The sequence below is a fragment of the Mucilaginibacter sp. UYNi724 genome (assembly GCF_054057495.1).
In genome coordinates, this window is record NZ_JBSRZI010000008.1 from 1 (window position 1) to 12,623 (window position 12,623).

9 protein-coding genes are annotated in these 12,623 nt (G+C 44.1%); 2 read left to right on the top strand and 7 right to left on the bottom strand.

The features are described from left to right. The 7 genes from ACVW0P_RS12855 to ACVW0P_RS12885 all read right to left on the bottom strand — a co-directional run. A partial coding sequence (locus ACVW0P_RS12855) for a glycoside hydrolase family 125 protein (protein WP_457132459.1) occupies positions 1-523 on the bottom strand: 523 nt, incomplete at its 3' end. A gap of 69 nt (positions 524-592) precedes the next feature. Beyond that, entirely contained in the window at positions 593-1,753 is a 1,161-nt protein-coding gene (locus ACVW0P_RS12860) for a glycoside hydrolase family 76 protein (protein WP_457132460.1), read from the bottom strand. A 55-nt stretch (positions 1,754-1,808) separates the two neighbouring features. Beyond that, positions 1,809-2,948: a SusE domain-containing protein gene (locus tag ACVW0P_RS12865; protein WP_457132461.1), complete on the bottom strand. Its 1,140-nt coding sequence runs from the start codon at positions 2,946-2,948 to the stop codon at positions 1,809-1,811. A gap of 36 nt (positions 2,949-2,984) precedes the next feature. After that, entirely contained in the window at positions 2,985-4,637 is a 1,653-nt protein-coding gene (locus tag ACVW0P_RS12870) for a RagB/SusD family nutrient uptake outer membrane protein (protein ID WP_457132462.1), read from the bottom strand. Between the two features lie 12 nt (positions 4,638-4,649). Then, positions 4,650-8,000, bottom strand: coding sequence for a TonB-dependent receptor (locus ACVW0P_RS12875; RefSeq protein WP_457132463.1), 3,351 nt, complete (start codon positions 7,998-8,000; stop codon positions 4,650-4,652). Positions 8,001-8,264: 264 nt separating this feature from the next. Beyond that, positions 8,265-9,215 (bottom strand): FecR family protein, encoded by a 951-nt coding sequence (locus ACVW0P_RS12880; protein ID WP_457132464.1) that lies wholly within the window; start codon positions 9,213-9,215, stop codon positions 8,265-8,267. 71 nt (positions 9,216-9,286) lie between these two features. Further along, positions 9,287-9,880, bottom strand: coding sequence for an RNA polymerase sigma-70 factor (locus ACVW0P_RS12885; RefSeq protein ID WP_457132465.1), 594 nt, complete (start codon positions 9,878-9,880; stop codon positions 9,287-9,289). A 174-nt stretch (positions 9,881-10,054) separates the two neighbouring features. Here ACVW0P_RS12885 and ACVW0P_RS12890 point away from each other — a divergent pair, with 174 nt between their 5' ends. Beyond that, positions 10,055-11,602 (top strand): MFS transporter, encoded by a 1,548-nt coding sequence (locus tag ACVW0P_RS12890; protein ID WP_457132466.1) that lies wholly within the window; start codon positions 10,055-10,057, stop codon positions 11,600-11,602. Positions 11,603-11,701: 99 nt separating this feature from the next. Next, positions 11,702-12,622: a hydroxypyruvate isomerase family protein gene (locus ACVW0P_RS12895; protein WP_457132467.1), complete on the top strand. Its 921-nt coding sequence runs from the start codon at positions 11,702-11,704 to the stop codon at positions 12,620-12,622. Position 12,623 lies beyond the last annotated feature (1 nt).

The following is a 12,623-nucleotide window of genomic DNA, read 5'->3' on the forward strand; positions in this document are numbered from 1 at the left end:
CTATTTCCCACTTACGTTCGTGCAGGCCGGGTTTCATATCGGTAACATCATCTTTCCACTCTCCTACCTTATTGGCATCATCGTAAAAAGCGTTGGCGTAAGGGTCGCGCAGGATACAGGTAACCTGGCGGTTTATAACCCCTGCAACCAGTTTTTTCAGTTCGGCATCTTTATTTATAAAGGCAATGTATGGCCAAACCTGCGCGCTGCTATCGCGCAGCCACATGGCATCAATATCGCCGGTAATTACATAAGTATCGGGCTTGTTGTTAACCACTTTATAGGTAACGGTAGTATCAAGGGTGTTTGGGAAACAGTTCTCAAAAAGCCACCCCAGCTCCGGGTTTTTAACTTTCGATTTAAACTCCGCAATCACTTTTTCTATCGATGCATTTTTAAATTTACGTGCCGATACGGGTACACGCACAACCGGGAATGCTGGTTTCGCAGCAAACGAAAATTTGCTCATTAATACTCCTGCACCTAATATACTGGTGCTGCCAATAAATTGCCTTCTCTTCATGTTCTCAAATAGGTAAATAAAAAAAATCTTCCGGGCCAAATATAACCCGGAAGACCCAATTCTCAGTGCTTAAAATTTGCCGGCTGCTTTTAACGTGGCTGCGGCCTCCATCGTCGTAACCCCGCTTATTTGCGTGGTTAAGTCTGTTGTACCCGATGGTTTGGTTTTCCAATCCGGACTAACCATAAAATCGGGCCTGCTGATACCTTTTGCAAATAAGGTTTCGGCATTATATTTTAAATATTTGGCGTATGCTTCACGATCTGTAGATGATACGTCTTCTTTAAGTGTCAATAAGGTTAGGTACCTAACCAAAATACCTTTAAATAAGCCACCATCGCCCTGGCCTTCGCTTTTTAGCAAGCCACCCGGTGAAATATCAAGGTCTTTAATGGTAGCGTTGGCCGTACGTACAGCATCGCTCAGGTAAGTACCATCACCTGTTACGTTGTAAAGCTCAAGCGCAGCGCCAATAAACACGCCTTGGTTGTAGGTAAACTTATTTTTGCTGATCTGGCCGTCGTGGTCGCCGTTGATTCCATCCCACACAATACCGCTAACAGGATCAACTAACGTACCTTTTAACCAGGTATATAATTCTTTCGCAAGAGCAAGGTCGGCAGCATTTTTTTGCAGGCGGTAAAGGCGCGCGGCAAAAATAATTGCAGGCGCGTTTGCCGGTGTGTTCTTATAATCCAGCTGCGATTTACGCCACGCTATACCCCCACCCTGGTTGCTGTTAACACCTGTTTTGATGTCTGTCCACAAAGTGGTTGCGGCAGCAAGGTAATCTGCATCGTTTGTAGCTTCGTATGCACGTAGGGTTGACAATGCCAGCCACTCCATATCATCATAGTACTCGTTCTGCAACTTGTTACCGTTAGTGGCTTTTGTACCGTTTAGTAACGATTTGATTCGTTGTTTATAGAGGTCGTTTTTGGTACGTAGATAGCCATCTATAAATACATCCATCGTATGGGCTTGAGGCCAATAGTTGTAATTGGTATTGCCGCCGTTGTTTTGGATAAAATAATTTCCGTTAGATGACAGGAACGTAGTGTAAGTTTTTTCCTGCAAAGTATCGGCCGTTGCCGCAAAAGTATAATTGATCACTGCTGATGCTTTGTTTCCATACAGCGGGAACGGTTTATCCTTTAAGCAGGAAGTGAGCATAACAGGGATAAGCCCTGCCAGTGCTATTATTTTTATATGCTGGGTTACGTTTTTCATATAATATTTTTAATTTATAATGAGCGGCGGGCAAGCCCGCCACCCACTAAACCAATTATTTAATTGTTACCACGTGCGTGTAAGCCGCACCGTCCGAATTAAAAATCACCGAGATATCCGCGTTTTTTGTATCGATATCATGGTTAAACTTAAAAGTGTAATCAAACACCGAATTATTAACAGGCACTACGTAAAAGTAAGAGGCAGGTGTACCTGAGTTCGCCGCACTGTTATCAGAGTTTACACTCCCAAAATATTGCTCGGTGCTTGTGTTATCAGCATTTTTAAACGTAAATCTAAATTTGTAACGTTCCTCAAGGCCGTAGCTTACATGATCAAGCATAATCTTTTGGTTCTCAATCTTCCAGGTTCCGTTACCTGCGTATGGAAGTTCGAACCATATTTTAGCCTGATTAGAAAACCATAATCCTACGTTGGTAACCTCGGTAGTTTTATATGCGGCAACATTAAAGTCAACCTCAATTTTTTCAACCTTAGTCGCACCTGCAAAATCTGTATTGCCAGCTTCGGTTAATTTTGCACCATCGTACGAATACGTTGTTGGCGTTCCTGTTTTACGGTCTGCAAAATGGAAGCTACCGGCTTTTAGTGATGTATAAATTTCAAATTTACCAGGTGCCGTTTGTTTAAACTTAAGTGCTTTAGTCAAGTCGTCACCACCTTCGCTGGCTGTACCTGTAAGGAATAACTCCGTTGGGATATCTGTAAAACCTGCAGGGCGTTGAATTTCAATCACGCGGTTAACACCCGATTTTTGTACGTTAATACCTTTTGACGACATAACCGTCCAGATCACCTTGCCCGATTCCTGTGGTTTAACACCGGCAAGGGTGGCAATTTTATTAAGATCGCTAAAGGTTACGGTTAACTTGTTGTATAAACCGTTACCATCAGAAGGCACCGAATAAAGGGGTTTTGAAAAATCGCCACCCTCTTTATCAAATGCAACCTCATATAAAACTAAACCATTATCTTCAGCACGGGCTTGCTCCCACTCAAATGCTACCGAACCAGATGCACCTGACGCGATTTTTACAAACTTGCCATCCTCCGGTAAAAACAGGTTATTTACTGCCGATACGTTGGCGTTGCCAATTGTTTTGTCTTTTTTGCAGCCGGTTATAACAACCAGGGCTACCATACCTGCAAGCAGGCTATAAAAAATATTTTTCATGATCTTAATTGATTATAATTTTTTCTATAAATAATTTTAGTTCCAGCCCGGGTTTTGTGTAAGGTTTGGATCAACCGCACGCTCATCCCTCGGTACCGGCCACAAGTAGTTTTTACTTGCATCAAATGTGCGCAGGTTGGCACGGATATAACCGTTATCTACCCCCGGTGCGCCAAATTTGGCACCGTGTGCCCAACCGTTCAATACGGTTTCGGCGATCTTCCAGCGGCGGATATCAAATATGCGTAAGCCTTCCATCGCTAATTCCACACGGCGCTCTTCGCGAATTGTGGTACGTAATGATGCCTGGTTGCCGGCAGGGAAGTTCAACGCTTCTGCAGCCGTAAAGCCTGCACGGGCACGGATAACTTTTATGGTTTTATCCCATGTGGTTGCATCCATCTGGCTTAACTCGTTCTTTGCTTCGGCGTACATTAGCAGTACATCTGCATAACGGATCAGGATCAGGTTTAAGCCCGAGCCAAAATCGGCAGTGTTTGATGTAGGGTCGAAGTATTTGCGGGTATAATAACCGGTTGGTGACGATGTAGCACCCGGTGCATACTCATCAAAACGCTTAGTAGGGTCCGGGTTAGGATCGCTGCCAGGTTTGGTGTAAATAGTGCTGGTAACGTTAGCCTGGTTTTTCCATTGATACAGGTGATAAACAACAGTATTGGTAAAACGAGGGTCGCGACCTACATATGGGTTGTTCTCGTCGTAACCGGATCCTGCGGCATTTATCTTTTTACCGTTTGCCATCAGGTAGCTGTCAACCAGTTCCTGTGTTGGTGCAATGGCGTTAAGCCTGCCACCCACAGATATCGGCGCCATATCCCTAAAGTCGGTATAGAACCTGTTACCGGCTGCTACCGGTGCATATTGCAAGTCGAATATTACCTCACTATTATACTCGTTCTGTGGTAAAAACAAACCTTCGTAAGAATTAAACAAAGCGTAGTTACCATTCGTAGCGTTACCAATCAGTTTTTCACACTCGGTAACCACTTCAGCCCAACGGCTGTCGTAAAGTAACACCCTTGCTTTTAGGGCAACGGCGGCACCTTTGGTTACGCGGCCCTTGTCTGCAGCGGCCAACGAGGTGTTTGTAGGTAAATCCGTTGCAGCCTCATCAAGTTCTTTCAAAATAAAAGTAACTACATCGGCTTTTGGTGTACGTGCAACGGTTTTTGATTCGTCGATAGTAATATCTTTCTCTATCAATGGCACATCGCCCCACCAGGTTTCCAGCAAAAAGTAATGCCATGCGCGGATAAACCTCGCTTCGGCTTTCATACGTGCTTTTAACGTAGCATCCATCACGGTAACCTTGTCAACATTTTCTAAAAAGATGTTACAGGTTTTGATACCGCGGTAATGATCGCCCCACTCGCCTTTTAAACGGCCCAGTGACGGATCATAAGTGCCCGCTGCCAATGAAGCAACTCCATTGTTGTCGCCACGGCCGTTGTAAGCATTATCAGACATTGCCTCCATCGAAAAGAAGTAGCCGCTGTTTGAGATTTGCGAATAAGCAGTATTTAAAACGTTGTTTGCTTTATCCGTAGTAGTCCAGTAGTTGGCATCTGTAAACCTGTTCTCGGGCGCCAGATCCAGCTTTTTACAGGCAGCTAAAGCTGTTACCAGCATTATTGCCAAGCCTATTTTATTGATATTAAATTTTTTCATGTCTGTGTAGAATTAAAGTGTTATATCAATACCAAAACCATAATAAATTGGTGTAGGGTAAGAACGCGCGCTGTTAGCGCCACCATTTTGAGGCAATTGAGAACTGCCGTTTAATTCTGATGATTCTGGGTCGATAAACTTCAAGCCCGAGAACGTAAGCACGTTTTGGCCGGTAACATAAGTTCTAACCTTGCGCATACCAATAGCCTTTGCAACGCCTGTTGGCAATGTATAACCGATTTGTATATTTTTAACCCTTAAATAAGAGCCATCAAATAAATACATATCGGACCCCCTGCGGAAGTTATTTTCGTTTGACTGGCTTCCGCTTGCTGCAAGGCGAGGGAAACGGGCATCAGGGTTGTTTGGTGTCCAGTAATCTAACTGGTGCTGGTAAATAACCTGCGAGTAGTTGACGTGGAATGGCTCTACCTGCTCACCCCTTATAAACATACTGCGTTTGCCTACTCCCTGTAAAAATAGGTTTAGGTCAAAGCCTTTAACCGTGAGGTTATAAGTGAAGCCAAATGTTAAGCGCGGGAAGCCACTGCCTAAAACAAACTTATCGTTCTCGTCAATTATGCCATCGCCGTTAACATCTACATAACGGTTGTCACCCGGCTGCACGTTAAGGCCGGCCGGTTTAGGGCCATTGTTAATATCATCCAGGTTTTGGAAATAACCATCACGTTTAAGGCCAACGTATGAACCTATTGGCAAACCAACTTTGTTTATAATTTGCATTTCATCGCTGGTACGGAGCTGATCGCCACCCTCAAGTTTTAAAACTTTGTTTTTGGTATCGGCAACGTTAAAGGCGAAGCTGTGGTTAAACGCACCTGTTTTTAAACGGTAGTTGATGGTTACTTCCCAACCGCGGTTTTGTACTTCACCTGCATTATAATCTCCTAACCCTGCGCCAAATGTACCCGGTACAACGGGTGGCAACAGAATGTCGCGGGTAATTTTGTTGAAGTAATCAGCAGATACGGAAAGCGCGTTTTTAAAGAATGTTGCATCAAAACCAACGTTAAAGGTAGATGCGCGCTCCCAACGTATATCAGGGTTAGCAAAACCGATGGTAGCGGTACTTTGGGGCAAGTTGTTGAACGCGTAGTAGCTATCGGTAGATACGCCAAACGTGTTCAGGAACTGGTAATCGCCAACATTTTGGTTACCCAAAATACCGTAAGAACCACGAATCTTCAGGTCACCAAATCTATCGCGGTAACTCTGCATAAAATCCTCCTCGGTTAAACGGTAACCAATAGTTCCCGACGGGAAGAATGCATTGCGATTGTTTTTAGCAAATTTAGATGAAGCGTCCACCCTGAAATCGAACTCGCCGTAATACTTGTTTTTGAAGTTGTATGACGCGCGGCCAAATACTGAGTTAAGGCTGCTTTCAAATTTGTTATTATTTGTGGCTGATGACGAGGTTTCGATTATTGTACCGGTTGTTGGGGTACCCAATTCCGGATCGGTAAACTTAAGGCGAAGGTAATTCGCATCATTAGTAGATGACTCGTTAGCCACACCTATCAGCACATCAACATTGTGATTTTTTGCAAATGTTTTGGTGTACTGCGCTAAAAACTGCGAATTAACAAATAGGTTCTTCTGATTCTCGTCAAAAGTGTTCCTGTCAGATCCGTAACTGCCTTTTGGCAAGTAGTTAACCTGTATAACACGGCCAAACATATGGTTGGACGTTAGCCTGCCACCAAACACGCCCTTTAGTTTCAGATCTTTGGTGATGCCTAACTCTGCGGTAAGGTTACCAAAGATATCATCGTTATCGCGCTTGCGGTAACCGCCTTTTTCAAGGATACCAAGCGGGTTAAACTCGGCCAACACATCGTTGGTTAAGTAGTTGCCCTGGTCGTCTTTTATTTTGTAGTACGTTGGCGTACGGCCGGCGTCTACTATAAGCGTACCGGTTTGGTAAGAGTGCTCTTTAATCTCGGTACGGGTGTAAGCTAAAATGCTGGTTAACTTTAAGCGCCCAAATTCGGTGGCTAAGTTCATGCGGTAGTTGTAACGCCTTAAACCATAATCCGGGCCGACAAGGTTACTGCGCTGATCGAGTACACCTGCCGAAACCAGGTAGGTAGAGTTTGCACTGCCTCCGCTTAAGCTAAGGTTATGGTTCTGCTGTACCGCATTTTGCAAAATAGCATCCAAAAACCATTGCTGATCGCCCTGTGCCTGAAAATCACGGATTTGCGCAGGGCTGTAAACTGGGGTTAAGCCTGCATTTACAACCGCCTCGTTACGTAAAAGAGCATTTTCGTAAGCGTGTACCGGTTTATAACCAACATGTGGTATTTGCACACCACCCTGGCCATTGTAAGTAAGTACTGCGCCGGCATTCTTGTTACCTTTTTTAGTGGTAACCAAAATCACACCGTTAGCAGCACGCGAACCGTAAATAGCCGCGCTACCCGCATCTTTTAATATCGAAATACTTTCGATATCCAACGGATTAAGCAGGTTAAGATCACCACCGGTAATACCATCAATCACGATAAGCGGTGTGTTATTACCAAATGTGCTGACACCGCGTATGTTAATCAATTGCTGGGCGCCAGGCTCGCTGCTGGTTTGTTGGATAATTAAGTTTGGCGATGTACCCTGTAGTGCCTGTGTTAAGTTAACGGCAGGTTTACCTTCAATATCTTTTGTACCTATCTGATCTACCGCGCCAATAACATTCACACGTTTTTGAGTGCCGTAACCGACAACTACAACCTCGTTCAGCGAACTTTGCGAAGCTACTAACTGGATATTTCCTACAGAAGTTTGACCGTTAAGCGGCACTTCTTTAGAGGTAAAACCAATAAAGCTTAATACCAGGGTGCCATCAGCGTTCGGTAGGTCTAAAACAAAATTACCGTTTACATCTGTAACTGTACCAAGGGTGGTACCCTTAAGCTTAACGCTTACGCCCGGCAATGGTTGGTTGGTATCATCCAATACCTTACCGGTAATTTTTGTTGCTTTTACAGAAACAGAAGACTGGCCTGTAGAAGCAAGCGTCTCGGCCTTATCGCCAATAACGATAACATCGTCAATTAGTTTGTAACTAAGGTTGTATGGAGTTAAAACCTCGTCAAGTACCTCTTTGATACTTTTATTTGTTACGTTAACGTCAACCTTAAATGTCGGCTTCAGTAAGTTATCCGCGTAAGCGAATTTTACTTTTTTATCGGCAGCAATTTTATCAAGCGCATCCGTAAGTTTTAAGTTTTTAAGCTTAAGCGTTACCTGTTGCTCTAAAAATTTTTGGCCATAAGAATTGTTTGCAACGGCGGTAAAGCACATTAAGCAAACAACGAAGCAGGCAAGCGAGGTAAATTTCATTAATATTAATACATAACGAACTACTCCATTTGAAAATAGAGATATATTCATAGATTTGAATAAATTAAAGTGTTTGAAATTCAAGTGCGGCGTTCTCTGAATTCGACCTCTGAAACGTACACTTAATAATAACCCGGCATTTTAATAACCCTGTTTCAATTCCCATTGATCAGGGTTTTTTTATGTATTTATGTCTTCATTCGTTTTTAATTTAGGTGAACTGATAATTGGTTTATCTTTCTATTATAATTGGTCTTTTATTTATTAGCAGCCTTTACCTTTTAATTGGTAACCCCGGCCATCTGCTACGGCTTTGCCCCTCACCAGCTTGGAAATTATTTTGATGATGTTTTGTAGCGATACATTGGTAAAATTGGCCGAGATAGCGCATTTGGTAAGGTTAGCATCAGCCTTTACCGTTACATTGTAGCGATGATAGATTGCGTTAAGCACTTCGGCCAATGGCATGTTCTTAACCACAAAGTCTCCGCTTTTCCAACTGGTAAGGTTTGTAATGTCAACACCTTGAGTGGTAACGGCGCTATGGGTTTTCTTATCCATTAAAACTTCTTGCGCCGGGGTAAGAAATACAGTTTTCACCGAAGGCGCAAGCACACCTACTTTACCGGTAGCTACATCAACTTTTACAAAAGCATCTTCGGGATAAGCCTTAACATTAAAACTGGTACCCAATACCTGCGTTTTAATCGTACCTGTGTGAACAATAAAGGCCTTTTCAGCATTGTGCTCCACTTCAAGGAACGCTTCCCCTGTTAGCGTGATCTCGCGGGTATTGCCACGAAACTCCGCCGGGTAAGTTAATTTACTCCCACCGTTTAGCCATACCTTGGTACCGTCTGATAATGTAAAAGCAGCCACCTGGCCGTTTGCTGCTGTAAATTGTTTTTGTGGAATGGGCGACACTACATCAAGTATCTGTAAGCGATATTCAAAAAACAATGCCGAGAGCGAAGCCACCGCAACTAACGATGCGGCAACCATCCACTTTTTACCATTACCCGCGCGTTTAACCGGCATAGCATCAATGCTATTTATAATGCGGTTATATACCTCATCGCTGTTAAAACCTTTGTCTTTGCCGGCGGCTGGCTCATCGCTAAGCTGCATATCGTCAAAATATTTGGTCACAAGGTTTTCCTGCAAAGCGCGGTCTTTGGCCTGGATTTTTTTTCTCAGAAAAGTAAACTTTCTCATGGTTTATATATGTAAGATGCAATTGCCGGCGGCACCCCCTAAAGGGAAGTAAAAATATTTTAGAGGGATAACTACGCGCCGAAGATCTGCACTAAAATAGCAGCAATTAATACCGGCAGGTAGTCGCTTAAGCCTATACGCAGGTAGCGCAGGGCAATGGTCATTTGGTTTTCTACGGTTTTAACCGAAATGTTTAAACGGGAAGCTATTTCTTTATTGCTAAGGTACTCTTTACGGCTCAGGGTGAAGATCTGGCGGCATTTCTCGGGCAGGCGCTCTACCCCTTCATCAAGTAAATGGCTGATATCGCCTTGCATTAATTTACTGTCGGCAGTGTATCTTTCGGTAAGTGTTGAAATGGCCGACAGGTCAAGCGTGGCCTTTTGGGTGCGTATGTACATCAGCACGCGGTTTTTAATGGCTACTTTTAAATACCATTCCAGCGAATTGATCCATAAGGTGTTCCGTTTTGCCCAAAGATCAATAAACAACTCCTGAACAAGGTCTTCACAAACGTCGCTATCCCTAAAAAGATTATACGCCACCTGGTAGGCCTTACCCGAATATTTATTGTACAGCGTTTCAAACGCCTTACGGTCGTCATGCCTTAGCAGTTCTAAAAGTTCTGCATCGGGCCACATTTGATATTCCTTATCTGGAAGCATAAAATGGACGGTAAATGGTTTGCTGTAATTGGTAAGGCATAATTACAAAGTTTTCTTCAAATAAAAAATAGTTACTTAAATTTCAATACACTAAGTACGCACAATTACGATGGCGGTAACCGAACAATAGTTTTACTGAAGCGTTTTTAGTAGGTTTACTTAAAACCTATAAACATGGCAACAGTTGCACTGGGCAGTAAGGCCGGCAAATGGATAATGGTGTCATCCATTATGGCATCGGCCATGGCATTTATTGATAGTACCGCCTTAAATGTTGTATTGCCATCACTGCAAAAAAGCCTAAACGCCAGCGGCACCGATCTTTTCTGGATCCTGAATGCCTACCTCCTGATGCTTGCCGCCCTCATCCTGATGGGTGGTTCACTTGGCGACAGGCTGGGCCGCAAAAAGGTTTTCATGGTGGGCATTTTAATATTTATATTGGGTTCCGCAGCATGTGGTTTCGCGCCGGGCGTTACGCTGCTTATCGTGTTCAGGATGATGCAAGGTATCGGGGGCGCGCTGATGATACCGGGGAGTTTGTCGCTCATCTCCTCCTCTATCAACCCAAAAGAACGCGGCAAAGCCATAGGTACCTGGAGTGCTTTTACAACAGTAGTTACCATGGGTGGCCCCGTTTTAGGTGGTACCTTTGGCGATGCCGGTTTATGGCGATACATCTTTTTCATCAACATACCCATAGGCATTGTAGCCCTCATCATATTAGCTAAAAACGTAAACGAAATAAAAGACGACAACAGCAAGCAAGGCCTCGATTTTGCAGGTGCTATAGCCATTGCATTGGGCTTGGCGGCAGTTACATTCGGTTTTTTGAGGATCCCTGCCGTAGGGCTACACAACTGGCAAGTTTATACTTCTTTAGGTGGTGGATTGATGCTGTTGATCGCTTTTGTGTTCATCGAAAAAAAGAGCAAATACCCGATGATGCCTTTGCAGCTTTTTGCAAATTTAACCTTTAGCGGAGCCAATTTACTTACGTTTTTCCTTTATGCCGGGCTTGGCGCGGGTATGTTATTTTTAGGTTTGAACATGGTGCAAGTGCAGGGCTACAGTCAGCTACAATCGGGCCTAACATTTTTGCCGTTTACGGTTTTGATGATAACCATTGCAAGGTTTGCAGGCGCATTGGCAGATAAGCATGGCCCGCGCATGCTACTCATTGGCGGCCCTGCGGCGGCTGGTGCTGGTTTGCTCATCCTGTCGTTTGTGAAACAAACAGCCGGGCCGTCTGATTACTGGACCACATTCTTCCCCGGCATATTGGTGTTTGGATTGGGAATGTCGTTTACCGTAGCGCCGCTAACCGCTGCGGTAATGGGTTCCGTAAGCGATCATTTTTCGGGGGCAGCGTCTGGCGTAAATAACGCGCTTACCCGAATAGCTAATGTTTTTGCTAACGCGATACTTGGTGCATTAGCCGTGTTGTTTTTTTCTGGCGCGTTACAAGGCCAGCTTAAAAATGCAAAGTTAAATGATAAGCAAAGAAAGGTTATAGAGCAACAGGCTGTAAATCTGGGCAACGCCAAAGTACCTTACGGGTTTGAGGTGAAGGATAAGGCGGCGATTGAAAAAGCTTACAAGAACAGCTTTATAGCAGCTTACGGTAATATAATGCGCATTGCTGCGGGATTGGGATTTTTAGGTGCGTTAATGGCCGTCCTGTTTATCCGCAATAGCGCTGTGAAGAAAGGTACAGAATAACGCAACATCACCTATAAATTAAAGTATCGTATAGTAGTTATCATAAAAAATGTGATATTACGCCCTCGAAATATCAATCGAATATAAACCCTCTTTACCATGAACAGAAGCAATTTTTTAAAAAATAGCGCATTGGCGGCAGGTTCTATGCTGGCCGGAAACTCGGTTTTGGCAAGTACTAATGCTAACCAAAGCATCGCCCCCGGCAAACCTTTTAACATGAATTATGCCCCACACGATGGCATGTTCAAAAATTCGGGAGGTGCCAATTTTTTAGATCAGATCCGTTTCATGTACGACCAGGGTTTCCGCAGTATCGAGGATAATGGCATGAGCAGCCGCAGCCCCGCCGAACAGGAGAAAATTGGCGGCCTACTTACTAAACTTGGTATGAAAATGGGTGTTTTTGTACTGGATAAAGGAGGAAACGGGGCGAATACCTTAGCCGATGGCAAGCAGGAACACATCGATATATTTTTGAAAGGGTGCCACCAGGCGGTAGAAGTTTCCAAACGTTGCGGCGGAAAATTGGCCACCGTGGTCCCAGGCGATTTTGTCCGCAACTTACCGCTGGATATCCAGAACGCGAACGTGATAACTGCCCTGCGTAAAGGCGCCGAGATATTGGAGCCACACGGCATTGTAATGGTGCTGGAGCCCCTTAGCGATACGCCCGACCTTTACCTGCGCACATCGGCACAAACCTATATGATTTGCAAGGGCGTTAACAGCCCAAGCTGCAAGATATTGTATGATATGTACCACATGGCCAAAAATGAGGGTAATTTGATCAACAATATTAAGCTTACCTGGGACGAGATTGCTTATTTCCAGATAGGCGATAACCCAGGCCGTAACGAGCCTACTACCGGTGAAGTGAACTACAAGAACATCTTTAATTTTTTACACGAGAAAGGCTACAAGGGTGTATTAGGTATGGAGCATGGCAACTCCCGCCCCGGTAAAGACGGTGAACTGAGGGTTATTGAAGCTTACAGGGAAAGCGATATTTTTTTATAGG